The sequence below is a fragment of the Flagellimonas eckloniae genome (assembly GCF_001413955.1).
Taxonomy (GTDB): domain Bacteria; phylum Bacteroidota; class Bacteroidia; order Flavobacteriales; family Flavobacteriaceae; genus Flagellimonas; species Flagellimonas eckloniae.
This window is the reverse complement of sequence record NZ_LCTZ01000002.1, coordinates 1,690,175-1,715,050: the sequence shown is the minus strand read 5'-3', so window position 1 is coordinate 1,715,050 and position 24,876 is coordinate 1,690,175. Positions and strand designations below refer to the sequence as shown.

Sequence of the window (24,876 nt, the reverse complement as noted above, 5' to 3'; positions counted from 1 at the left end):
CTGTTTTAAAAATCAAAAAGAAAATGAACAAAGTCAAGTATCTATTTGCTTCTATATTGTTCCTTTTTGGTGCTATGGCCATAGCACAGGAAGAAGGGGAAGCAAAAGAAGAAAAGAAGCCCGGCCATTACAATCAAAATAAGTTCAAACAGCTGTATGAGGAGTTTTCCACTCCAAATACATATAGGTCAGCCTCTGGTGCTCCTGGCCCTGATTATTATCAGCAACGTGCAGATTATAAGATGAATATTGAGCTGGATGATAAAAATGCAAAAATATATGGAGAAGAAACCATTACGTATTTCAACAATTCTCCAGACGATTTAGAGTTTCTTTGGGTGCAATTGGATCAAAATGTACGTGCAAAGGACTCAAAATCTCCATTGCGGAATGGAAATGGGGTAAATTTTGCCTACACGGCAGGAAATTTTGCCAACACCTATCTTACTGACCCTTTTGATGGTGGTTTTAATATTGAATTTGTTAAAGATTCCAATGGAAAACCATTGTCTTATACCATTAACCAGACCATGATGCGTTTGAATATTCCGCAACCGTTGAAAAGTGGGGAGCAGATATCTTTTTCAATCAAATGGTGGTATAACATCAATGATCACGTAAATGGTAGAGGACGCTCAGGTTATGAATATTTCCCTAAAGATGGTAACCGTGCTTATGTAATTGCACAATTTTTCCCAAGAATGGCTGTATATAGCGATGTTGAAGGTTGGCAAAACCATCAGTTCTGGGGAAGTGGAGAGTTTGCACTTCCATTTGGTAATTATGATGTAAGCATCACAGTGCCCGCGGATCATGTTTTGGATGCAACAGGTGTGCTACAAAACAGGGATGATGTTTTTTCAAAAGAAATGATGAAACGCTATAAGCTGGCAAAAAAATCATATGACAAACCAGTAATAATTGTAAACCAGGCCGAAGCTGAAGCCGCTGAAAAAAGTTTTTCAGAAAAGAAAAAAACCTGGAAATTCAAAGCGACAAATGTTCGAGATTACGGTTTTGCAACATCTAGAAAATTTATCTGGGATATGCAGGCCGTAAAAATTGGAAGCAAAGACGTTATGGCGGTTTCCTTATATCCCAAGGAAGGAAATCCACTTTGGGAAGAGCAATCTACCAAAGCCGTTGCCCAAACTTTGGAAACCTATTCCAAGTTTACTTTTGATTATCCATATCACAAGGCAATTTCCGTTCATGCAAAAAATCAAGGAATGGAATATCCCATGATTTGCTGGAATTATGGACGGCCAAATGAAGATGGAACCTATTCAGACAGAACAAAATACGGGATGATCAGCGTAATCATCCATGAAGTAGGACATAACTATTTTCCAATGATCGTTAATTCTGATGAACGTCAATGGGGATGGATGGACGAAGGTTTAGATACCTTTATGCAATATTTGACAGAGCAGGAATTTGGTGAAAAATATCCAGATGTAATTGCTCCAAATGGAAATTACCCATCGCGCAGGGGAGAACCTGCCAAAATTGTTCCTTATATGGGCGGAGATCAGAGCCATATATCTCCCATAATGTCTAATCCAGAAAATGTATACCAATTAGGTCCAAATGCCTATGGGAAGCCAGCAACAGCTCTAAACATCCTTAGAGAAACGGTTATGGGCAAGGAATTGTTTGACCATGCATTTAAAACATATGCGCAGCGTTGGATGTTTAAACACCCTACACCTGAAGATTTCTTCCGCACTATGGAAGATGCATCTGCTGTAGATCTTGATTGGTATTGGAGAGGTTGGTTCTATACTACCGATTATGTCGATATAGGTGTGAAAGGCGTTAAAAAATACTATGTGAGTAGTAAGCCAACAAAGGAAATGGAGGAATATATGGCAGATAGAAACCTTACAGAAGCGGATTTACCTCCCTTGGTATATTTGGCAGAAGAAGACAGTGAGGATTTTATGCCAGAGTTGGAAGGAAAGGCTCCCAGCGAGACCTCTCAAAACTTGAAGGAATTTATGATGGACAATATGACCGAAGCAGAAAGAAGTCAGGTTAAAGAGCCAAAATATTTTTACGAAATAACTTTTGATAAACCAGGAGGAATACCAATGCCTTTGATTGTTGAGTATACCTATGCAGATGGTAGCAAGGAAAACATTACCTATCCGGCTGAAATATGGAGAAAGAATGATGCAGAGGTAAAACGTGTGCTTTCATCACAAAAAGAATTGACGGGCATTGTTGTTGACCCAAAATTGGAGACTGCAGATATTGATACTGCCAACAATTCTTGGCCAAAGAAAGAGGAAAAATCAGACTTTGATAAGTTTAAGGAAAATATCAAAGGATAGGTATAACTCATAATGAATGTTAAGAGCCCTACGATTTCGTAGGGCTTTTTTTATTTTCCACCTTAGTTCTCATTATATTTGTTGTATGCATTTTCTATTCATAAGTGGCGCAGAAATCTTTTTTATCCTCTTTATAGTGGTCATGGTTTTTGGTGCGGATAAGATTCCAGGAATTGCCAAAGGACTTGGCAAAGGAATGCGGCAATTAAGAGATGCCACGGACGACATTAAAAGAGAAATCCAAAAGACCGCTGATAAGCAAGGTATAGATACAGATTTTACAAAAGACATTCGAAAAGAATTGGACGAAGTCAAGAAAAATGTAGATGAGGTTACCGGCGCAGTAAAAAGAAGCACAAAATAACAAATGTTCCAGAAGCTTCTTAATTGGGATAAAGAAACTTTTATTTACCTCAATGGACTTGGAACGGAAAGCTATGATTCTTTTTGGTCCACAATTACTGAAATAACCACTTGGATTCCTTTATTTCTGCTCTTTGCACTACTCTTTATATTAAAATTTCCCAGGCGAGAATCACTTTTAAACATACTTTCGGTTGTAGCAACTACTATTTTCATTGTAGTTCTCACCTATTTGGCAAAGATTTTTATTGAAAGACCTCGACCTTGCAATGATGAAACCATAAATTCTGCAATCAGAATATTAAAAACACCAACGGATTACAGCTTTTTTTCCGGTCATGCATCTAGTTCCTTTGCCATTACCGCAATGGTTTTTTTATTGCTGAGAAGTAGGGTTAAATGGGCTTGGATTTTCTTTTTATGGCCCTTGGCGTTTTCCTACAGTAGGATTTATGTAGGAGTCCATTTTCCATTGGATATTTTGGTGGGTGCTATAATCGGAATCCTTTCAGCGATTTTCTTTTACAAAATGTACAAACGATTATTTTACCCTACACAGGGTTAACCCATCCCTTATGGGAAGAATAACAGTTTCAACCCTCGGGTCATTTTTAAGTTTCTGGTTATAGTCGACCAATACTGCGGTGGCCTTATCAGATTTGGCCACTGGTTCCAAGACTTTTCCAGACCAAAGTACATTGTCGGAAAGAATAATGCCCCCCGGCCTTGTTTTTTTTAGTACCGCTTCAAAATAGGCGTTATACTGTATTTTTTGGGCATCAATAAAAACGAGGTCAAAATCATTTTCTAGGGAAGGAACTATATCCAATGCATCGCCAGTATGCTGTACAATCTGATTTCCAAATCCACTCCGATCAAAATACCTTCGCTGAATATCAAAAAGTTCCTTATTCACCTCAATCGTATGCAATTCGCCATTTTTTTGAAGTCCCTCTGCCAAACAAATAGCTGAGTAGCCCGTATAAGTTCCAATTTCCAAGATTTTTTTGGGTGCGATGAGTTTTGAAAGTAAGCTTAGGACCCTTCCCTGAAAATGCCCGGTAATCATTCTAGGCTGAACTACTTTTAAATGAGTTTCCCTAGTCAGTTCTGTAAGAAGTTTTGGCTCGTCTTCTGAATTATCCGTTATGTAGTTTTCCAATAAAGGAGATAGGAAATGCATCTTTAAATTTTCGTAAAAATATAGAAAAGAACTACATTAGAATTTGAATTTTTAATTGGAAGATTATGGAATCTGTCGATTTTAAGATAAGAAATGCCAGCTTGGATGATTTACCCGTTCTTTTGAGCTTTGAACAGGAAATTATAAAAGCGGAAAGGCCTTTTGATACTACTTTGGATGATGATCCAATTAATTATTATGATTTAAAGCAAATGATTTTGAATGAAAACGCAAGTGTCGTGGTTGCTGAATCTGATAAGAGAATCATTGCTTCAGGCTATGCAATTTGCAAAAAAGCAAGGCATTACCTTAATCATAAAAACTATTCTTATTTAGGGTTTATGTTTACGGACCCAGATTTCAGGGGAAAGGGCGTAAATGCCCAAATTGTTGATGAACTTAAAAAATGGTCATACACAAAAGGTCTTACGGAAATTAGATTGACAGTTTATAGCGATAACCTTCCTGCAATAAAAGCTTACGAAAAAGTTGGTTTTAAAAGGCATATGATAGAAATGCGCTTGGAATAAATCATTTATAAGAGTTAGATTTACAAATAAGACTTCATTAAGTTATGACTTTCCAAAATTCCTTAGAATTTGCCCAATTTCTAGATGCAGAAGACGCACTATCTAAATACAGACAAGAATTCCACTATCCGCAGGTAAATGGCAAAGACGTTATCTATTTTACTGGTAACTCTTTGGGATTACAACCAAAACGGACCCAGAAATTTGTTGATGATGTTATGAAAGATTGGCGGGAACTTGCAGTGGAGGGTCATTTTTATGCCGAAAAGCCATGGTGGGATTACCATGAGCGTTTGGCAAATGGTTTGGGGAAAGTTGTGGGCGCCAAGACCCAGGAGATTTCTGTTATGAATACGCTAACCGTGAATCTTCATTTGTTGATGGTTTCCTTTTACCGGCCGAACCAAAAGCGTTTCAAAATTATCTGTGAGGAAAAAGCATTTCCGTCCGATCAATATATGTTGCAAAGCCAGGTAAGATTTCACAGATTTGATCCAAAAGAAGCTATTGTAGAAGTCAAAAAGAGAGAAGGCGAGCATTCATGGTTGGTGGAAGACATACTAAATAAAATTGAAGAGGTAGGGGATGAGCTTGCCTTGGTATTACTAGGAGGGGTAAATTATTACAATGGTCAAGTATTTGACATGAAATCGATTACACAAGCAGGAAAATCGGTCGGAGCTTTTGTAGGATGGGATTTAGCACATGCGGCCGGTAATGTGGAGCTGAAACTACATGAATGGAACGTAGATTTTGCAGCATGGTGCAGCTATAAATATATGAACAGTGGCCCAGGGAACGCCTCAGGTATTTTTGTGAATGAAAAGCATCTGAACAGAAAAGATATTCCCCGCTTTGAAGGCTGGTGGGGAACAAAGAAGGAAACACGTTTCTTGATGCAACCAGAGTTTGACCCCATTGAAACGGCAGATGCCTGGCAATTGAGTAATCCTCCAATATTGTCCATTGCTCCCTATTTAGCTTCTTTGGAGTTATTTGATGAGGTGGGAATGGATGCGCTTATTGAAAAGCAGCAAAAAATTGTGTCTTACCTGGAGTTTGTGCTAAAAGAGATTGACAAGGAGGTGGAGAGTTCCTTTGAAATAATTACGCCTAAAGAAAGAGGTTGTCAACTTTCAGTCTTTTTACACGGAGAAGGCAAAACACTGTTTGATTACCTTATGAAAAATGGAGTTATTACAGATTGGAGAGAACCAAATGTGATACGGTTGGCCCCAGCTCCATTCTATAGTTCTTTTGTGGATATGTACAATTTTGGACAGGTCTTAAAGCAAGGAATCCTTCAAAAGTAGTTGAGGATACCTTTTGTTTACATAGTCGGTTGGAGTAACTCCTTGGTATTTTTTAAATTGACGCGCAAAATAGGAGGGATCATTGAATCCAGATTTGTACATGGCCTCAATAATTGCCATATTATTTTCGCTTAATAGTTCCACAGCCTTTCCTATTCGAAACTCATTCACAAAACTTATAAATCGTTGATGGGTCATTTTTTTAAAAAACCTGCAAAAGGAGTTGGGTGTATAGCCAAGTCGGTCTGAAATTTCAGTTACTGAAATGTTCTTGTGATAATTGTTGTTCACATATTCAAAGGTTTTCTCCAATCTTGAAATCTCAACTTTTTTGAATCCGTTTAAGGAAATGGTATCAAATAAACTTTCATAAGACCCATTTTTAGATAGGTAATCCAAAATGGACAATAGGTTGATTAACTTTCCTTGGTTATCTAAGGTTTCAAACCTTTTGAAATAGTTCCACGATGCAAATTTTGTTTTTTCATCAAAAATCAAAACCTGATTTGATTTTTCAATCAACTTCTTAATTCCTTTTAATTCAGGAAAGACCTTTAATTTTTCAACCAAAAACTCCTTTTTAAACTGGATAACGATTTCCATACTATCCTTGTGGTCCTTATTTCCAAAATCTGCATGAGGAATATTTCCACCTAAAAAAATTAAGGCACCATTGGTATAGTCCCTTTTTTTTGAACCCACATGCAGACATCCCGTACCATTTTTCACATAGACTAGTTCAAACTCCGGGTGAATATGCCAACCGGTAGATTCGCAATTGTTGGCCGCGTTATACGACTCAACCTTAAAAGAAGAGTTGACATTGACATTGATTGCCTCTAACATTGGCTTCATATGGTAAAACTACCTAAAAATAGAATTGAGAAAGATGAAAAAGAATAAAATGTCTCAATATTAGAATACTTCATACTACCAATTCTCTTAAAGGCTTAGTTATTTTGTATGGATATAAACTAAAATGAAATCACTCCAACTCATATTTTCCAATCCAAGATATTTTGCTCCAGCATGGGTTTTTGCAAGCCTTAATATTTGGTTTGGTACGTGGGCCATCTATATTCCTACTGTAAAGGATAAACTTGGAATCGATAAGGCCGATTTGGGAATAGCAATTTTCTGTCTTTCCTTAGGTGTATTTACCATTTTTCCATTAGCATCCAAAATAATCAACAAGCTGGGTGTTGGAAGAGCCACTTGGTTTGGCGTACTCCTTGGTAGTGCTACCGCACTTTTTCCTCTAATGGTACCAAACTATTATTTGTTGATGGTAAGTCTTTTTGTTTTTGGAGCTTCACATGGTCTTTTGGATATATCGATGAATACACTGGTAACTGAAATTGAAAAAGAAGATGAGCAAAAGTTCATGTCGGCAGCACATGGATTTTTTAGTCTAGGTGGCATCATTGTTGGACTTGGAAGTTTTTTAATTCCAGTAATCGGGAGCCCTATCTTACATATGGGGATTACCGTTGTATTGGTTTTGGGCATCAATCTATATGCTTATAAAAATTATATCCATATTGTAGCTATACCTGCAGAAAAAGAACCTTTTAGCTTAAAACTGTTCAAACCACTTTTTTTGCTGGGAATTGTTGGTTTTGTGTCTATGGGAAGCGAAGGTGCTATTATAGACTGGAGCGGTCTTTATCTAAAGGAAATTACCATGGCTCCAGAAGTGCTCATAGGCTCTGGCTTTTTGGCATTTTCGACTACAATGACCTTAGGAAGGTTTTTAGGGGATGGAATAAGTGCAAAGATTGGTTCGGTTAAGATTGTTGCATTAGGGTCTCTTATTGCCGTTGTAGGTTATATTTTAGTGCTTTCAGGGAATACAATTTTGGCCATTGCCGGATTCGCGCTCAATGGACTGGGCTTTTCAGTTATGGTTCCAGAGCTGTTCCGCATTGGGGGCAATGTAAAAGGTGTAGACTCCTCGCAGGGAGTAGCCTTTATTGCGGGCTCAGGGTATACAGGTTTTCTCTTGGGCCCGGTGATTCTGGGGTTTCTTGCCGAAAGTGCTACTTTAAAGCACAGTTTTTATGCTCTGCTTGGATGTGTCTTACTTATTTTGGCCATTACATTTTTGTTGAGGAAAAACAGACCTTAGAAAACATTTGACTAGTTGTTTTTAACCATTAACTTGGTGAAGTTAAGACTAAAGTTTCCTTCAGCCTTTCTATGGTCTTGTGCCAGTTTTAGGCCACTTATATCAACGTAATTCTCCCAAGTTGTTGTCATTGATGGTTCAGCTTGGTTTGCCTTTCTAAAAACCCATTCACGTAGTATAAAATCATCCTTGAAATAGAAATCATAGGCATCTCCCGGAGTATAGCCACCTTCATTAGAATATACTATGGTTAGTTTCTGCATAGGCTCACCACTAATGGGAGATTTTTCATCCTCTACATGTTCATATGTAAAATTTTTGGAATCCCATATAAGATTAAAAGGAGCTAATACCCAATACCTGTCATTGATAAAGCCACCGTTTCTTTTGGTAGCCATGCTATCCATAGATTTTCTGCTATAGTGTAACGTATCTTTTTCTGTGATGGAAGTAACCTCATTGGACTTCGGTTTCCATACCCAACTGCGTTCAAAATGAGAGCTGTCCCTATCTACATTAAATGTGAACGTAAACTCATTTACAGATTTCCAATTTTCGTAACCATGGGCAAATGCTACTTTTTCAAGAACGGTTTGCTCCGGTATTTCTTGAGATACCACCTTTTTTGACTCGGTCTTACAAGATAAAAAGATGAAAAAGCATAACGCGGCAAAAAGAGAAGTAACTTTCATAATAAATTTTAGTTCAAATATACTGGCATTTTAAATTATCTTGTAAAACATTTTCATAAAGAATTTTAGTACAAATCAATTCTTAATAAAAACCTCAAGGTGACTTTTCTAAAAAGGCTGTTTCTAATCATAGTGAATCAATCGAAGAAATCGTTGGGAATAGGCCATTCGTACAATACTCTTACCGATGAGGAACTAGTGCAAAAAATTGTAGCGAGTAATGATACTTTGCTGTTTGGAGTACTTTATGACCGCTATGCAAAAATGGTATACAACAAGTGCTACGGATTTTCAAAATCGCAGGACGAGGCAGAGGATTTAACACAGGATGTGTTTTTGATGTTGTTTGTTAAGTTGGCATCCTTTAAGGGAAAGTCAAAATTCTCTACCTGGCTGTATTCGTTTACCTATAATTTCTGTGTGAATTATGTAAACAGAAACAAGCAACGGAAAATGAGCGATAATTCCGTGCCCATGGAAAATACCGAGTACAAGCTGACAGAAACGGAAGTACCTGACGAGAGTATTTATGAATTAAAAGCAAGCAGATTAGATAAGGCACTGCAATTACTGACACCCGAAGATAAATCTATATTACTTTTAAAATATCAGGATGGAGCATCGATAAAAGATTTGTGCGAGCTTATGGAAGTAGGTGAAAGTGCAATAAAAATGCGATTGAAACGCGCAAAAGCAAAGTTATTGGAAATCTATAATACTGTATCATAGATGGCAAATGAATTTAAAAATCCTTTTGAGGAATTGGACAAAAAATTACGGGAAGTGCCTCCTGAAATGAGGCAAAAAGTAATGAACGATATTGCAATTGCCAAATTGATCATGGATATGGCCATATTGGTGACTTCCAACTATTCAGCCCTTATTTCTGGATTGTTCAAAACAAATAAAAGAAAATAACCAAATCAATAAAACATAGATCATGGAAAAATATCAAAAAGTATTATCGGATAGTCTAAGCGATATGCTATCTAACGTAGTTCAATTATTACCACAAATTATCATTGGTGTTCTTGGTTTAATTGTGGCCTGGGTACTTTTGAAAGTCATTCTTTTTATTGTAAAACGTGTCTTAAAGGCAGCAAAAATAGATAGACTTTCAAAGAAAGTGACAGATGCAAAACTATTTGGGGATAAAGAGGTAAAGATAGATTTACTAAAAATAATACTGGGTGCGGTAAAGGTGCTGCTGATTTTGGGTTTCACCATTGTCATTGCGGAAGTAATAGGGCTAAATGCAATTTCTGAAGGTATCATATCGATATTGGGGTATTTGCCAACCTTGTTGAGCGCAATACTGATTTTTGCTGGTGGCCTCTACCTTGCCACAATGGTGAAAAAAGCAACCCTAACGCTTTTTGAATCCATGGGTGTTGGTGGCTCCAAAGTAATCAGCAATATCTTATTTTATTTGATTACTTTTTTTATTTCAATTACAGCATTAAACCAGGCTGGGATAGATACGGATATCATCACCAGCAATTTTACCATGATACTTGGTGCATTTCTTTTTGCAGCCGCGTTGGGCTTTGGTTTGGGATCACGTGATGTCTTCTCTGATGTTTTAAAAATGTTCTACACCAGAAAAAACTACGCTGTTGGAGATAAGCTTAAAATAGGAGATGTTGAAGGCACCGTTGATGCAATAGATAATATTACCCTAACATTGAAAACGAAAACTGGAAAAATAGTTATTCCAATAAAAGATGTCGTATCACAGCGGGTTGAAATTAAGTCATGAAACCATTTTTTGTTTAGTTGGATTTCTGGTCAATTTCCGATTCTCATTGATTTTTTGACTTTGTGAATTTTAAGATTATTTAGCTTTTCAATATTCTAATCTTCTTTTTTAGTTTGTAAACTTTCTTTATCCTGAAAATTGGTACGTAGAATTTGATTAATTTTGAAACTTTCAATAAATAAATCAATGAGTTCAAAAAAAGGGAAAGTTCAGGAGTTGGTTCAGGAAAAACTGCTTGAGGAACGTAAAGTGTTTTTATGGGGTATGGTGGATGATGATTCTGCCAAACATGTTATCGACCGCTTGCTATATTTAGATTTACTAAATAACAAGGAAATTCAATTGATAATAAATAGTCCTGGAGGGTATGTAACTTCTGGTTTCGCTATTTATGATACTATAAAACAAATCAAGAGTCCGGTGTCAACTGTTTGTTCTGGTCTAGCAGCTTCAATGGGCTCTATTTTACTATCCGTAGGTGAAAAAGGAAGAAGATTTATTCAACCGCATGCCCGTGTAATGATACATCAGCCAAGTGGTGGTGCTCAAGGACAGGCATCCAACATAGAGATTCAGGCAAAGGAAATAATCAAGACGAAAGAGCTTGGTGCCAAAATACTTGCTGATAATTGCGGACAAGACTATGATAAGGTCATGAAGGATTTTGACCGTGACTATTGGATGGGAGCCGAGGAATCCGTAGCATATGGAATTGTGGATGGAATTTTAGAATAGTCATTTTAGATTCCTACCCAAAAAGGAAAAAGTCCTTCGCAATTTTTTGTGAAGGACTTTTTATATATATGGACGCCGAAGCGGAATATTTTTAATATATACGTCAACTATAGTACCAAAAGCTTACGACTATACGTTAAAAAAAAGTGAAAACTCAAAGTGTTAAAAGTTCTGGTCTAAAACCTATGACGGTCAAAGGAATTCGGTGTATCATAAATCGTAATTTCCGTATTTTTATGGTTTAACAAGAATCAGCCCACGGGCATTTATGGTACAGACTTCAAAAAATATAGCCATCATCGGTTCGGGATTGGTGGGTTCACTTCTAGCTATTTATTTAAAAAGAAAAGGACACGATATCACAGTTTTTGATAGAAGACCGGATATTAGAACCATAGAGTTTTCTGGAAGGTCCATCAATTTGGCGATGAGCAATAGGGGATGGAGGTCACTACGTAAAGTTGGTTTGGAGGAAAGTATTAAGGAAATTGCGATTCCTTTGGACAAACGTGCCATGCATGTAAACGATAAACCGGTTTATTTCCAAAAGTATGGTAAGGAGGGGGAAGCTATCTGGTCTATTTCTAGAGGAGTCTTGAATCGTAAGATGATTGATTTGGCCGAAGAAGCTGGGGCCATTTTCCGGTTTAATGAAAAGGTATGGGATATAGATTTGCCCAATGCCAAGATATTTACGGGAGAATCCGAAAAAAGTGAATGGAAAGAGTATCAATACGATTTAATTTTTGGTTGTGATGGAGCCTTCTCAAGAGTACGACATAAAATGCAAAGACGCAGTAGGTTTGATTACTCGCAAAGTTTTATAGATGTTGGTTACAAAGAGCTTACCATTTCACCCAATGAAGATGGAACCCATAAATTGGATAAGAATTCCTTTCATATATGGCCAAGGGGAAAGTTTATGCTAATTGCCATGCCAAATATTGATGGAAGTTTTACCTGTACTTTGTTTTTACCATTTGAAGGAGATGTTTCGTTTGAAAATATTACTACCAAAGAAGAAGCAAAAACTTTTTTTGAAGACTATTTCCCAAACGTTAGAAAGGAAATCGAAAATCTGACCGAAGATTTTTTCAAAAACCCAACCAGTGCCATGGTTACCATGAAATGTTATCCATGGGCCTATTGGAATAAAGTGGCTTTGGTGGGAGATTCTGCACATGCCATCGTGCCCTTTTATGGGCAGGGAATGAATGCTGGTTTTGAAGATATTTACGAATTAGATGAGCTGATGGATATGTACAAGGATGATTGGGAAGTTATTTTTGATAAATATCAAAAAGAACGCAAACCCAATGCTGATGCAATAGCGGAACTCAGTTATCGCAACTTTGTTGAAATGAGCAGTAAAACAGCGGACCCTAAATTTTTGCTGCAGAAGAAAATTGAGAAAAGGTTTGCTAAAAAGTATCCAGATAAATGGATACCCGTATATAGTAGAGTCACATTTTCAGAAAGACCTTATGCCGAAGCATTGGCAATAGGAGATATGCAAGAGAAGATTATGCAAGAAGTGATGTCCATGCCAGAAATTGAAGCCAACTGGGATTCCCAGACTGTGGAAAACAAGATATTGACCTTGTTGGAGGGGCACTAATATTTTTTGTTTCGCATTTCTGCTTGGCGCATCGGCATACTGTCTACCAATTCAAATATGGTCTTTGGTGCTATGACCATTTCGTATCTAGACTTTAACCCGCCGTCTTTACCTATGAGAAGAACACCTTTAAAACTTTTATCTAAGCTATATTTTTCCAGTTCGTCGGAAAGTGGAGAAAGCTTTATGAGCAACATTTCCCGTTCTTCTAGGGATTTTTTATGGGCAGCGAAAAGTTCAAGCTGTTTTTGAACAGTTTCAGATTCCCAATTTGAACTGACCAAAACAACCAACCTTTTTTCCCATTTAAATTTAGCGAGTTCTTGGGAAGACATAGTATACGTTATAAAAAAAGAAGCTATAGCTATGAAAAGTTTCATTCTTAAAAATAGGGAATAAAAAAGCCACCTTTAAGGTGGCTTATTATTTTTCTTGAAGGTTTGCTTAGATTTTTGCAAACATTTTTTGCATTCTTACTTGTTCTTCTTCTGCAAGCAATGGATCTACCAAAATTCTACCACTATGTTCATCTGTGATTATTTTTTTGCGTGATGCAATCTCTACCTGAACTTGAGGTGGTATTGTAAAGAAAGAACCTCCTGAGGCACCTCTTTCCACAGCAACCACGGCAAGGCCATTTTTCACATTGTGGCGAATTCGTTTGTATGCCAGTATTAGGCGTTCCTCTATATTTTCTTCAAATTCCTCCGATTTTTTCAGAAGTGCTTTTTCCTCTTTTTCCGTTTCGGCAAGAATTGCGTCCAATTCACTTTTTTTGTGTTTTAGATGTCCTTCCCTTTCAGATAACTTTTCCTTGGTTGTGGAAATCACTTCTTTCTTCTGTTCTATCTGGGCTTTGAATTCTTTAATGTTCTTTTCAGCCAATTGAATTTCCAATTCCTGAAACTCAACTTCTTTGCTCAAAGAATTAAATTCACGACTGTTTCTAACATTTTTCTGCTGCTCAGCATATTTTTTGATTAGCACCTTAGATTCTTCAATAAGATTTTTCTTGGCAGCTATTTCAAAATTAACCGTTTCTACATCCGTCTTCAATTTATCCATACGCGTTTTAAGACCAAGCACTTCATCTTCCAGGTCTTGCACTTCTAAAGGTAATTCACCTCTAACATTACGTATTTCATCAACCCTGGAATCAATAAGCTGTAAATCATACAGCGCTCTCAATTTTTCTTCCACGGTGTTTTCTTTTTTATTCGCCATAAATTATAAATAATACTTGATGGGATTTGTTATACTCTCCGATAAAGAGATTGCAAAATTAGGAATTTTTTTGATAAGATAATCAACCAATAAATCTTTTGTAAACTGCTCAGTTTCAAAGTGCCCAATATCCGCAATGACAATTTGTTTTTCAGCTTGATAAAATTGATGGTATTTTATGTCCGAAGTAATAAAAATATCAGCATTGGCCCTTTTGGCCGCTGAAATGGCAAAAGCCCCGCTGCCTCCTAAAACAGCTACTCTTTTCACTTTTTTGCCCAATAGTTGAGAATGTCGTATGACAGGTGTTTTCATTTTTTTCTTTACTGATTGAAGAAAAGTGGATTCATCCATTTCAGTTACAAGATGACCAATCATACCCATGCCAATATCCTGGTTTGTATTCTCCAAAGTGATTATTTCATGGGCAACTTCCTCATATGGATGGTTTTCAAAGAGTGCCGCTAGAATTTTTTTCTGCTTTTCAAAAGAAAAAATCACATTGATTTGAGCTTCTTTTTCAAAATGGACTTCCCCAATTTTCCCTGTGGAAGGATTTGTTAGGTCGCCAGGCTTAAAACTACCAATCCCTTCTGAACTAAAACTACAGTTGCTGTAGTTTCCAATTTCTCCTGCACCAGCTTTGAACAATACTGATTTTATGTTTTCTACCTCTGCAATGGGGGCATATGTGGTCAATTTTTTTATGGTACCTGTCTTTGGAATAAGAATTTTTGGGTTTTTGATTCCCAGGACTTCACAAATTTTAGCATTGACACCGCTATTGCTATTATCCAAGGCTGTATGCATGGCAAAAATACTAATGCCATTTGCAATTGCCTTTAGGACCGTGCGCTCCACATAATTGCTTCCTGTAAGTTTTTTTAGGCCACTAAAAATAATAGGGTGAAAGCTTACTATTAGATTACATTCTTTCTCTATGGCCTCGTCCACAACATTTTCAAGTGTATCTAAAGTAACCAAAACACCTGTTACAGTACTGTTTTGGTCACCTACCAATAAACCCACATTATCAAACTCTTCGGCATAGGAAAGCGGTGCAAGTTCTTCCAGTATTTTTGTAATATCCTTTACGGTCATTTAAGTTTCTTAATAAGGCTAAAGATAAAATATTATATTTTCGCTTTATGCAGCAGCTGCTTCGCAAAATAGCATTTCCATTTTCCTTGATTTATGCATTGGTGATTTTTTTAAGGAATTACCTGTATAATATTGGGTTTTATAGGTCTTTATCTTACCCAACCGTTACAATATGTGTTGGTAACCTTAGTGTGGGAGGAACGGGGAAAACACCAATGATTGAATATTTGATTCGATTACTTGATAGTCATTCAATTGCTGTTTTAAGTAGGGGGTATAAACGAAAGTCTAAAGGTTTTTTAATTGCAGAATCAAAATCTTCTGTGGAAGATATTGGCGATGAACCTTTTCAAATTCATAAAAAATTCCCGAAAATTACTGTTGCTGTAGATGCGGATAGAAGAAATGGAATTACACAACTTGAAAACTTGGTCAAACCTGATGTTGTTTTGTTGGACGATGCGTTTCAACATAGGAAAGTTAAACCTACATATTCAATATTGTTAACGGCATATGGAAACTTGTATATTGATGACTGGTATTTGCCTACCGGGAATCTTAGAGACAGTAAATCAGAAGCGAAACGTGCTCACATGGTAATTGTTACTAAGTGTCCCAAACTTTTATCTGAAGATGAAAGAACTGCAATTTCAAAAAAACTCAAATTATTGAGTGGTCAGAAGTTGCTGTTTAGCTCATTGGCATATAACGAGGTGGTTAAGAACGGGTCAAAAGATGAAATAGCTCTTTTAAGTTTGAAAGAGAAAAAAGTTGTATTGGTTACCGGAATAGCCTCTCCCAAACCTCTGGTTTCACATCTCTTTGATATTGGACTACAAGTGACACACTTTGAGTATGCAGATCATCATTATTTTACTGAAAAGGAAATACAGGAGTTCAGTGGTTTTGAAATTATATTGACAACTGAAAAAGATTTTGTGCGATTGTCCGGTAAGGTGGATAACTTATATTATTTGGAAGTAGCCCATCAATTTTCGAAAGAGGATGAAATGATATTACAGAAAGCAATTTTAGATTTAATTTAAACTAATCCTTCCAGCTTATTTTTGAATATGTTCTCACCAATTTTTTGATAGAAGACCTCAGGTTTAAATGGTTTGGTGACCACATCATTACAACCAGCTTCGTAGAAGCTGTCCAAACTATCGTCCAAAGAAATGGCGGTCAACGCAATAATTGGGATTTCCATATCGAATTTTCGAATTTGCCTTGTAGCTTCTTCACCGCTTATTCCTGGCATATGTATATCCATTAAAATGGCATTATAGGTGTTGGCCTTTGCCATATCTATTGCCTCATTTCCATTATTGGCGATATCGCAGGTAATTTCCTTTTTGGTAAGCATTTTTTTGGTGATTACCTGGTTTATCTTATTGTCCTCAACAATCAAAATATGTAACCCCTTAAATTCAAACTCTTGAATGTCCAGTTCAAAAGAAACTTCATTTAACGCATTAGCATCGCATTTTAAATCCATTTCAAAGAAGAACGAACTTCCATGGCCAATTTCACTTTCTAGATTAATTTTGCTATTAAAAAGCCCTAAAAGACTTTTTACAATGGTCAAACCTAATCCAGTACCGCCATATTCACGGTTGATCTGCACAGAACCTTGCTCAAAACTTTCAAAAATGTTTTTTTGCTGATCTTCAGAAATCCCTATGCCATTATCCTTTACCTCAAAGTATAACTTTACCTCATCTTCCTCTTTCTTCAACAATTTGGCAATTACCTCAACTTTACCATCTTTAGTAAATTTTAATGCATTGCCCACAAGATTCATAAAGATTTGGGATATTTTAATGGGGTCTCCCAGTAATTGTTGTGGAATTTTGGAATCGTAATCTAGAATTAAAGAAGTATTTTTTTCGTTTGCATTTTGCTGTAGGGAGTCTACAACATCCGCGAGCACCTTTTGCAGTTTGAACTCTATTTTCAAGGGTTCCAACTTATCTGCATCAATCTTATTGATTTGTAAGATATCATTGATGAAATTAAGCAGATAATCCCCAGAAAATTTCAAAGATTTTAGATGTTCTTTTTGATGTTCCGCTGGATCTTCCTCTAATAGTAAATGTGTAAGTCCAGTAACGGCATATAAAGGGGTGCGCAGCTCATGGGTAACTGTTGATAGGAAGTTTGTTTTTGCCTCCATGGCAGATACGGCTGAATCCCTTGCCAACTCCAATTCCTTGTTTTTTGTATACAACAAATCGTTGGTCTTAAGTTTTATCTGGTTATTTCTAAAAAGTGAAACGGCCAGTAATGAAATAATGGTTAAAAAAGCCGATGTAAGAATAGCGGTTATCTCTGACCGGTTTTTGGACTCACTTAGTTCTTCATTTTTAGCGGTGAGCTTATTTATTGTATTTGTTTTATGTTCGGATGTAATTCTATCCGCTGTCTTTGTTTCCAGTTTTATTTTATCAATGTTGAAAATAGAATCTTTTATCTGCCCCAAGTTTTTGTAATAAAGCAACGATTCTTCATGATTTCCCATCTTTTCATAAATCATGGAAAGCATCTCGTTGGCATATTTAATATTTTTATGATAGCTGTGTTTTTCCGCCAACTCAAGTGCTGCCTTTGAATGAATGATAGCTTCTTCAAAATCTTCAAGTTCAAGACTTATTTTTGCCAACTGTAGATTGGCTGTTGTTGCTAAAAAGGCTCTTTCCTTGTCGTCTGAATTAACAATCAAGGCATGCAAATTTTTGACTGCATCCTCATAATTCCCAATATTGGAATAGATGTAAGCTTCTAGCAAGAGGATATTGTTTCCTAAATTTCTGTTGTTGCTCAATTTTCGCGATTCTTCCAACAACTTTAACGATTGAAAATTATTTCCTTCAGTAAAACGTACTTCAGCCTCTAAATAATTATGAAAGGCTTGTCCAAAAGAATAAGAAAGGTCTTTTAAGAGGATACTTGCCCGGTCCCAATAGTATATGGCTGTTTCTGTGTCTCCTTCTTCCAAGAATAATCGGGTGTATTGATGGTAAGTATCCAAAAGGAGTTTTACATCTTCATTGTTTTCCGCGATCTTGGCAGCTTTATCTAGGGCTTCTATGGCTTTGTCTACCTGGTTTTGATGCCTATAAATTAAGAATTCATCAAAAATTAATTGCACTTTGGAGGTAGAGCTAACATCATTTTGACCGTAGGATAAAATAGTGCATAGGAATATACATAGCACAATTAGATTTGCACTACAAATATGTTTATATATTGAACTCCAGGTCAAATGTATTTTTTCTTTAGAAGCAAAGCTATTAAATCAATGATTCTTGAACAATATCCGGTCTCATTGTCATACCATCCAATGATTTTTACCATTTTGCCGATAACCGAGGTCATCAAAGAATCAAACGTACAAGAGTAACAACTATTGTTTATATCGATAGAAACAATAGGGTCTTCCGTATAATGGAGTATACCTTTTAATTGATTTTTGGCATAATACTCAAAAGTATGGTTTATTTCCTCAATTGAAGTCTCTTTTTTAACATTGAAGGTGATGTCCGTTAAAGAGCCATTGGGAACGGGGACACGTATACCACATCCGCCAATAACATTGGATAATTCCGGAAAAATTTTGGTCAATGCTTTAGCAGCACCTGTGGTAGTTGGTATAATGGATTGCCCAGCTGCTCTGGACCTTCTTAAATCACGGTGTGGCCTATCATGCAGGCTTTGGTCTGATGTATACGAATGTATTGTGGTGATATAAGCCTGTTCAATGCCACATAGCTCATTGATAACCTTAATCATTGGAGCCGCGTTGTTTGTTGTGCAAGAGGCATTGGAGATAATATGGTCTTCTGGTAGTATTTGTTCTTCATTGACCCCAAGTACAACAAGTTTTATAGAATCATCTTCAGGTGGAACGGACAATATTACTTTTTTTGCACCATTTTCTATGTGATGTGCCAGCTGCTCTTTCTTTTTGAATTTTCCTGACGCTTCTACAACAATGTCCACTTTATGTATGCCCCAATCAATCTGTTGTGGATTATCATGTCCCAGAACACTTACTTCTTTACCATCAACTATAATTGAATTTCCTTCGGAACTGATATCAACATTAAAGGGTCCGTGAATGCTATCATATTTCAAAAGATGGGCCAATGTCCCAGCATCGCATACATCGTTAATTGCAACTACGGTTATATTTGGATAAGCTTGAAGCAACCTAAAGAGTGTTCGTCCTATACGACCAAAGCCATTAATGCCAATGTTAATTTGTTTCATTAAAAATGAACGGTATTGATGTGGTTAGGATATGTGTTTATGGGCTTTATAGGAAGAGCGCACAAGAGCGCCGCTTTCCACATGTCTGAAACCCATTTCCAATCCAATTTCCTCGTATTTCTTGAATTGCTCTGGTAAAATGAACTCTTTGACGGGCAAATGTTTTTTTGAAGGTTGTAAATATTGTCCTAATGTGACAACATCCACATTTACATTTCTTAAATCTTGCATGGTGTTGATAACCTCTTCTTCCAATTCTCCAAGACCAAGCATAATACCAGATTTGGTTCTGTTTGCTCCATTTTTCTTCAGATAGTCCAATACCCCCAAGCTTCTTTCATATTTGGCTTGGATGCGTACTTCCCTAGTGAGTCTTTTTACGGTCTCCATATTATGGGAGATTACTTCGGGAGCTACATGCAGAACCCTATCTAAATGGGATTCAATTCCTTGAAAGTCTGGAATAAGCGTTTCCAGGGTGGTTTCAGGATTCATTCTTCGAATGGCTTTTACGGTTTCTGCCCAAATGATGGATCCCATATCTTTTAAGTCATCCCTATCAACTGAAGTAACCACTGCATGCTTTATGCCCATAATCTTTATGGAGCGAGCCACTTTTTCCGGTTCTGCCCAATCAATACTTTCAGGCCTTCCTGTTTTTACACCGCAAAAACCACAGGAACGGGTGCAAACATTTCCAAGAATCATAAAGGTGGCTGTTCCTTCCCCCCAACATTCTCCCATATTCGGGCAACTTCCTGATGTGCAAATGGTATGTAGGTCATACTTATCAACAAGGCCTCTTAACTGGGTATATTTTTTTCCTGTTGGAAGTTTTACCCGTAGCCATTTGGGTTTTCCTTTTGGTGGTAGAACATTGTCAACAGTGGTTGAGCTCATATCAGAAATTTGATATGCAAAGATAAGAAACTGCTAAGGAAAGAATGATGGGTTTACGTGTCACTTTTTTGTGATAATTTCTGCCAAAAGTTTTTTTGCCCGTAAGAGTTTTACTTTGATGTTGTTCACTGGTTCATTGAGTTCTTTGGCAATTTCTGCATAACTCAATTCATTGAAATATCTCAGGTTGATGACCTTTTGATAATGGGGCTTAAGTTTTTTAATGTCCTGTAAGAGGTTTGCTAGGTTTTGTTCTATAATCAATTGATCTTCCACGGACGGGGTTTCGTCCAATACCTTTTTTACTTCATCACCGTGATTGTCCATTTCGTCCAAAAGACTTCTTTTCCTTTTTCGAATGAGATCAACATGAAGGTTTTTGGAGATGGTGATGAGCCAGGTCTTAAACTCGTAGGCATCATCATAGGAGTTTATTTTGTCGAAAGCTTTTGAAAAGGTGCGAATTGTGATGTCTTCCGCATCGTTTTCGTTTTTTGTTCTTATAAGTTGAAAACCATAGACATCATTCCAAAAAGTGTCCAAAAGAATACTAAAGGCAATTTGATTTCCATCTTTTGCTTTTTTAATATTCTCCTTAATGGAAGTCTCAACCATGTTAAAAAAAAGTGATTTTACAATTGTGGGTTATTGTAACTCAGGCATGGAGTCTTTTTTGCAATCTTGCTCACTGGGAAGTTTTCCGCAAAATCCACAAGCTTCTCCTTCTTTGTTTAAAAACGGATTTTGACTAGCACATGTACCAGCAAATTCCCCATCTTTTTTAGACCAAATCTTAATGGCAATTCCTGCAACGGCAAGTCCCAATATGCCAATGGTCAAAAGTGCTAACTTCATATTCCAACTTTTGGGCAAAGTTACAAAATACCTGACTAAGGAATGTCTAGTTTATGGATACTTTAATGGTTGCGCTTAGTAGTTGATATTCGCCACTATATTTTGAACGGTTGGAGATGTGTTTCCTCCTTTGGGTTCAATGGTAATGTAACCAATTGCGTTTTCAGCATAAGGCAATGCCAAAAGTTTATCCTTATCATCAAATTGTTTGATGATACCGAGGTTTACCAACTCTCCATTAACTTCTGCCCACATCTGGAAACATTTGTTCTCAGGAAGATTTGGCACATTACTTACATTAATGTAGGATAGCTTTTTCACAGGGTTAATATACGCCACGGCTTTAAGTTCCTTGGCTTCTTTTTTCCCGCTCAACGCATATTTCTTGGTATCCGGATTGTTTAGAACGATAAATTGGTTCCTTACATCTTCCAATTGATTCTTCATGTTCTCTTCCAAATATTTTATTTGGGTCGTTACAAAGTCATTTTCTACTTGTAGGTTTTTATTCTGGTTCCAAAAGAAAAAGGAAGATCCAGCAAATATCATGATGGCTACACTGGCAGCAATGGCGTAACGGAAGAATTTCTTACTCTCCATTTGCCCTTTCTTTGCACTATGAAGTATAATCTCTTTAAGCCCTTCAGGTGTTTTTCTGGCATACATTTTTGCAAAAGTTTCCAAATTTTCCTGGAGTTCATCATAAGTTTTCCTTACTTCAGGATACATGGTAATATATCTTTCAGCCTTAAGGCTTTCCTCTTTTGAAGTATCCCCAAGGAGATATTTTTCTAAAACATCAGAATCCAAGAATATTTTTACTTTTTCTTTCATGATAATAAAATTATAAAAAGGAGTATGGCTATTGATGTACCATAAATTTTACCAAGTTCCCTTAAACCAATTTTCAATCTTGATTTAATGGTTCCTAAAGGAATTCCCAACTCTTCACTTGCTTCTTGCTGGGTCATGCCTTCAAAAAATAGGGCTTCCAAAACAATTTTATACTTAGGTTCAATCTTTTCCAAGTTGTCCTGGACATCCATAAATTCGGGTCTGATTCCGCTTACTCCTAAATTATATACGTCCGAAACATCAATTTGGACTTCTTTATCAGATTTATTATTAACACTTCTTAACTTATCTATTGCTGTATTTCTAATAATTCGAAACAGCCAGGTAAAGAGTTTTGCTTTTGAAGGGTCGTAGGAATCCGCTTTCTTCCAAATTTTAATAAAGCTCTCCTGCAGAACATCTTGTGCCAAATCTTCATCTCTTACAACTTTATAGGCCACACCGTACAGTGTGTCCCCATAATGGTCATATAACAGTGCTATTGCTTTGTCATCCCTTTCTGCAAGTAATGAAACAATATGTTTTTCAATTAGTGTACTCATTTACCGGTCATTAAAGTAAAATTTCAGGGGGCTAAAATCTAAAATAAAATATCTCTCGTATATACTACAACGCTAAGTTAGAAAAAGGATTATTTATTGGTGTGAAATATAAGCATATAGAACGAATACAATAGTACGTATATACAATTTTGGTTAGTTTGGTTTGGTATAACCCCTGTAATTACTTTAATGCAGGGGTTATTTTATTATATTAACTTCTGGTTGAATACGAATCTTGAATTTACCATCTACTTCTTGATGAATTAATTGTGCCAGCTCAAGTATTTCCTCACCTGTTGCATTTCCATAGTTTACAAGTACCAAGGCTTGTTTTTCGTGGACTCCTGCATCGCCAAATCGTTTTCCTTTAAACCCACATTGTTCTATAAGCCAACCAGCAGGTATTTTATACTGTTCTTGATCAACTTCATAAAAAGGAATATCTGGATTGTTTTTTTTCAACCTTTTAAAAGTTTTTCTAGAAACTACTGGATTTTTAAAGAAACTACCACTATTCCCAATTTCTTTAGGGTTTGGTAATTTATGCTGCCGTATTGCTATTACCGCATTGGATATATCTTGAATAGTGGGGTAAACCACCTCCATTTTCTTGAGTTCGGTTTCAATAGCACCATATCCCGTATTTAAATTATGGTTTTGTTTTGTCAATTTTAGGCTTACCGAGGTGATAATGTATTTTTCTTTGGCTTCATTCTTAAAAATGGAATCCCTATAACCAAATTTGCAAGCATCTTTATCAAATGAAATCAATTCACCGGTATCTATTTCCATGGCCGAGCAGTTTACAAAGACATCCTTGAGCTCTACTCCATAAGCGCCAATGTTTTGTATTGGAGCGGTTCCAGTATTTCCCGGTATAAGGGAAAGGTTTTCCAATCCGCCATAGCCACGTTCCAGGGTCCAGAGCACTAACTCATGCCAATTTTCACCAGCCATTACCTTGATTATAACCTCATCTTCATTTTCTTCAACAACAGTAATGCCTTTTAGGTTGATATGCATAACCAATGCATCAATATCCTTTGTCAAAAGCATATTGCTTCCGCCGCTAATGATGAATTTTCTTGAATAAGATTTTAATTCAAGTACCTTTTGTAATTGAACCATCCCGGTAATATCAATAAAATAGCTGGCTTTAACATCTATTCCAAAGGTGTTGTAGTTTCTGAGCGATATGTTTTCTTGAATGTTCACCCTTCGTTATACACTTTTAATGCTTCGCCCAAAATATGGACCGCTTTTACAAGTTGATCTTTTTCCAGCACATATGCTATTCTAATCTGATTGTTTCCTAGCCCTTTAGTGGCATAAAAACCAGCAGCCGGAGCAACCATTACTGTATTCCCATCTATTTCAAATTTTTCCAAAAGCCATTGCGCAAAATTATCAGAATTCGAGACAGGTAATTCAACAACGCAGTAAAATGCCCCTTGCGGTACAGCTACCTTTACACCTTGTATTTTTTGTAGTTCTGATACCAGGACATTTCTTCTTTCCACATACTCTTTAATTACGTCATCAAAATACTCCTTAGGGGTTTCTAAGGCCGCTTCACTTGCAATTTGGGCAAAAGTGGGTGGTGACAAACGTGCTTGGGCAAATTTGAGTGCCGTTTGTATTACTTCTTGGTTTTTAGATACTAAACAGCCAATTCGTGCACCGCACATGCTGTATCTTTTAGAGACAGAATCCACGATTATTGCATTTTCCTCAAGCCCTTCCTCTTGCAAAATGGAATAATGTTCCCTGTCATCATAGGTAAATTCTCGGTATACTTCATCTGCAACAAGGAATAAATCATGTTTTTTCACCAATGCAGCCAATTGTTGAATTTCATCCTTACTATACAGATAACCAGTGGGATTTCCAGGGTTACAGATTAAAATTGCCTTGGTTTTATCGGTAATCAATTTTTCGAAACTTGCTATTGGGGGTAGCGAAAAATTGTTTTTAATGTTCGATACAATAGGAACAACCTTAACTCCTGAAGCTGTAGCAAAACCGTTATAATTGGCATAAAAAGGTTCGGGAATGATAATTTCATCATCAGCATCCATAATGGAGCCCATTACAAAGGAAAGTGCTTCTGATCCACCGGTAGTAACAATAATATCATTTGATGTTACATTGATTTTGTTGTCTGAATAATAGGCAGCTATCTTTTTTCTGTATTCCTCTGAACCTTCTGTCATGCTGTATGCAAGAACATCAATGTTATGATTTCTTACAGCATCCAATGCTATTTTTGGGGTTTTTATATCGGGTTGTCCAATGTTCAGATGAATGACATGAGTCCCCTTTTTTTTTGCGTCCTCTGCAAAAGGCACCAACTTACGTATAGGTGAAGCTGGCATTTGTAATCCCTTCCTCGAAATATCTGGCATACCTGAAATTTTAGGCAAAAATGAGAAAACCAAAGCATGGAAACAACACAATGAGCTATTATTTG

Annotated in this window: 27 protein-coding genes; 12 read left to right on the top strand and 15 right to left on the bottom strand. The window is 36.7% G+C overall.

The features are described 5' to 3' along the window. Positions 1-23: 23 nt before the first annotated feature. From AAY42_RS07385 to AAY42_RS07375, 3 genes are all read left to right on the top strand, one after another. The gene (locus AAY42_RS07385) at positions 24-2,336 is read left to right on the top strand and encodes a M1 family metallopeptidase (protein ID WP_055393790.1); all 2,313 of its coding nucleotides are present in this window, start codon (positions 24-26) and stop codon (positions 2,334-2,336) included. Positions 2,337-2,421: 85 nt separating this feature from the next. Beyond that, positions 2,422-2,700 carry a Sec-independent protein translocase subunit TatA/TatB gene (locus AAY42_RS07380; RefSeq protein WP_055393788.1) on the top strand — a complete coding sequence of 93 codons (279 nt, stop codon included), beginning with the start codon at positions 2,422-2,424 and terminating at the stop codon, positions 2,698-2,700. Between the two features lie 3 nt (positions 2,701-2,703). Continuing rightward, positions 2,704-3,264, top strand: a complete 561-nt coding sequence (locus AAY42_RS07375) for a phosphatase PAP2 family protein (protein WP_055393787.1) — start codon at positions 2,704-2,706, stop codon at positions 3,262-3,264. Here the strand turns inward: AAY42_RS07375 and AAY42_RS07370 are convergent. Then, positions 3,241-3,882 (bottom strand): O-methyltransferase, encoded by a 642-nt coding sequence (locus AAY42_RS07370; RefSeq protein ID WP_055393784.1) that lies wholly within the window; start codon positions 3,880-3,882, stop codon positions 3,241-3,243. The two genes, AAY42_RS07375 and AAY42_RS07370, sit on opposite strands and share 24 nt — an antisense overlap. A 65-nt stretch (positions 3,883-3,947) precedes the next feature. On the opposite strand from AAY42_RS07370, the gene AAY42_RS07365 reads away from it, so the two are divergent. Further along, positions 3,948-4,412, top strand: coding sequence for a GNAT family N-acetyltransferase (locus AAY42_RS07365; protein WP_055393782.1), 465 nt, complete (start codon positions 3,948-3,950; stop codon positions 4,410-4,412). Positions 4,413-4,456: 44 nt separating this feature from the next. Beyond that, positions 4,457-5,725: a kynureninase gene (gene kynU, locus AAY42_RS07360; RefSeq protein ID WP_055393780.1), complete on the top strand. Its 1,269-nt coding sequence runs from the start codon at positions 4,457-4,459 to the stop codon at positions 5,723-5,725. Here the strand turns inward: kynU and AAY42_RS07355 are convergent. Next, positions 5,699-6,571 (bottom strand): AraC family transcriptional regulator, encoded by an 873-nt coding sequence (locus tag AAY42_RS07355; RefSeq protein ID WP_055393778.1) that lies wholly within the window; start codon positions 6,569-6,571, stop codon positions 5,699-5,701. The genes kynU and AAY42_RS07355 overlap by 27 nt on opposite strands. 133 nt (positions 6,572-6,704) lie before the next feature. On the opposite strand from AAY42_RS07355, the gene AAY42_RS07350 reads away from it, so the two are divergent. Then, the gene (locus AAY42_RS07350; protein WP_055393775.1) at positions 6,705-7,853 is read left to right on the top strand and encodes an MFS transporter; all 1,149 of its coding nucleotides are present in this window, start codon (positions 6,705-6,707) and stop codon (positions 7,851-7,853) included. Between the two features lie 11 nt (positions 7,854-7,864). Here the strand turns inward: AAY42_RS07350 and AAY42_RS07345 are convergent, their stop codons facing one another. Then, positions 7,865-8,545 (bottom strand): hypothetical protein, encoded by a 681-nt coding sequence (locus tag AAY42_RS07345; protein ID WP_055393773.1) that lies wholly within the window; start codon positions 8,543-8,545, stop codon positions 7,865-7,867. A gap of 99 nt (positions 8,546-8,644) precedes the next feature. Here AAY42_RS07345 and AAY42_RS07340 point away from each other — a divergent pair, with 99 nt between their 5' ends. The 5 genes from AAY42_RS07340 to AAY42_RS07320 all read left to right on the top strand — a co-directional run bounded on the left by AAY42_RS07340 (position 8,645) and on the right by AAY42_RS07320 (position 12,657). Beyond that, positions 8,645-9,274 carry an RNA polymerase sigma factor gene (locus AAY42_RS07340; RefSeq protein WP_082433356.1) on the top strand — a complete coding sequence of 210 codons (630 nt, stop codon included), beginning with the start codon at positions 8,645-8,647 and terminating at the stop codon, positions 9,272-9,274. Next, on the top strand, positions 9,275-9,463 hold the full coding sequence (locus AAY42_RS07335; RefSeq protein ID WP_055393772.1) for a hypothetical protein: 189 nt from the start codon (positions 9,275-9,277) through the stop codon (positions 9,461-9,463). A 22-nt stretch (positions 9,464-9,485) separates the two neighbouring features. Further along, a complete protein-coding gene (locus AAY42_RS07330) occupies positions 9,486-10,304 on the top strand; it encodes a mechanosensitive ion channel family protein (RefSeq protein WP_055393770.1) in 819 nt (272 codons plus the stop codon). A 186-nt stretch (positions 10,305-10,490) separates the two neighbouring features. Next, positions 10,491-11,039: a ClpP family protease gene (locus AAY42_RS07325; protein ID WP_055393769.1), complete on the top strand. Its 549-nt coding sequence runs from the start codon at positions 10,491-10,493 to the stop codon at positions 11,037-11,039. 268 nt (positions 11,040-11,307) lie between these two features. Beyond that, positions 11,308-12,657: an FAD-dependent oxidoreductase gene (locus AAY42_RS07320; protein ID WP_055393767.1), complete on the top strand. Its 1,350-nt coding sequence runs from the start codon at positions 11,308-11,310 to the stop codon at positions 12,655-12,657. Here the strand turns inward: AAY42_RS07320 and AAY42_RS07315 are convergent. From AAY42_RS07315 to AAY42_RS07305, 3 genes are all read right to left on the bottom strand, one after another. Continuing rightward, positions 12,654-13,037 (bottom strand): DUF4174 domain-containing protein, encoded by a 384-nt coding sequence (locus tag AAY42_RS07315; protein WP_055393765.1) that lies wholly within the window; start codon positions 13,035-13,037, stop codon positions 12,654-12,656. The two genes, AAY42_RS07320 and AAY42_RS07315, sit on opposite strands and share 4 nt — an antisense overlap. A 64-nt stretch (positions 13,038-13,101) precedes the next feature. Then, complete coding sequence (locus AAY42_RS07310; protein WP_055393763.1) at positions 13,102-13,881, bottom strand: zinc ribbon domain-containing protein; 780 nt, start codon at positions 13,879-13,881, stop codon at positions 13,102-13,104. Positions 13,882-13,884: 3 nt separating this feature from the next. Further along, on the bottom strand, positions 13,885-14,982 hold the full coding sequence (locus AAY42_RS07305; RefSeq protein ID WP_055393761.1) for a Nif3-like dinuclear metal center hexameric protein: 1,098 nt from the start codon (positions 14,980-14,982) through the stop codon (positions 13,885-13,887). 47 nt (positions 14,983-15,029) lie between these two features. On the opposite strand from AAY42_RS07305, the gene lpxK reads away from it, so the two are divergent. Further along, positions 15,030-16,028 carry a tetraacyldisaccharide 4'-kinase gene (gene lpxK / locus AAY42_RS07300; RefSeq protein WP_055393759.1) on the top strand — a complete coding sequence of 333 codons (999 nt, stop codon included), beginning with the start codon at positions 15,030-15,032 and terminating at the stop codon, positions 16,026-16,028. On the opposite strand, the gene AAY42_RS07295 is transcribed toward lpxK, so the two are convergent. The 9 genes from AAY42_RS07295 to AAY42_RS07255 all read right to left on the bottom strand — a co-directional run bounded on the left by AAY42_RS07295 (position 16,025) and on the right by AAY42_RS07255 (position 24,811). Next, on the bottom strand, positions 16,025-18,199 hold the full coding sequence (locus tag AAY42_RS07295) for an ATP-binding protein (RefSeq protein ID WP_245625601.1): 2,175 nt from the start codon (positions 18,197-18,199) through the stop codon (positions 16,025-16,027). The genes lpxK and AAY42_RS07295 overlap by 4 nt on opposite strands. Positions 18,200-18,243: 44 nt before the next feature. Continuing rightward, complete coding sequence (gap, locus tag AAY42_RS07290) at positions 18,244-19,254, bottom strand: type I glyceraldehyde-3-phosphate dehydrogenase (protein ID WP_055393757.1); 1,011 nt, start codon at positions 19,252-19,254, stop codon at positions 18,244-18,246. A 24-nt stretch (positions 19,255-19,278) separates the two neighbouring features. Beyond that, positions 19,279-20,154 (bottom strand): lipoyl synthase, encoded by an 876-nt coding sequence (lipA, locus tag AAY42_RS07285; RefSeq protein ID WP_055393755.1) that lies wholly within the window; start codon positions 20,152-20,154, stop codon positions 19,279-19,281. A 60-nt stretch (positions 20,155-20,214) separates the two neighbouring features. After that, complete coding sequence (locus AAY42_RS07280) at positions 20,215-20,769, bottom strand: RNA polymerase sigma factor (RefSeq protein WP_055393753.1); 555 nt, start codon at positions 20,767-20,769, stop codon at positions 20,215-20,217. Between the two features lie 30 nt (positions 20,770-20,799). Next, positions 20,800-21,009, bottom strand: a complete 210-nt coding sequence (locus AAY42_RS07275; RefSeq protein WP_055393751.1) for a hypothetical protein — start codon at positions 21,007-21,009, stop codon at positions 20,800-20,802. Between the two features lie 75 nt (positions 21,010-21,084). Then, positions 21,085-21,843 carry an anti-sigma factor gene (locus tag AAY42_RS07270; RefSeq protein WP_055393749.1) on the bottom strand — a complete coding sequence of 253 codons (759 nt, stop codon included), beginning with the start codon at positions 21,841-21,843 and terminating at the stop codon, positions 21,085-21,087. Beyond that, complete coding sequence (locus AAY42_RS07265) at positions 21,840-22,406, bottom strand: RNA polymerase sigma factor (protein WP_055393747.1); 567 nt, start codon at positions 22,404-22,406, stop codon at positions 21,840-21,842. Before AAY42_RS07265 ends, AAY42_RS07270 begins: the two co-directional genes overlap by 4 nt. A 198-nt stretch (positions 22,407-22,604) precedes the next feature. Further along, positions 22,605-23,621, bottom strand: a complete 1,017-nt coding sequence (murB, locus tag AAY42_RS07260; protein ID WP_055393745.1) for a UDP-N-acetylmuramate dehydrogenase — start codon at positions 23,619-23,621, stop codon at positions 22,605-22,607. Beyond that, on the bottom strand, positions 23,618-24,811 hold the full coding sequence (locus AAY42_RS07255) for a pyridoxal phosphate-dependent aminotransferase (protein ID WP_055393743.1): 1,194 nt from the start codon (positions 24,809-24,811) through the stop codon (positions 23,618-23,620). Before AAY42_RS07255 ends, murB begins: the two co-directional genes overlap by 4 nt. Between the last annotated feature and the right edge of the window lie 65 nt (positions 24,812-24,876).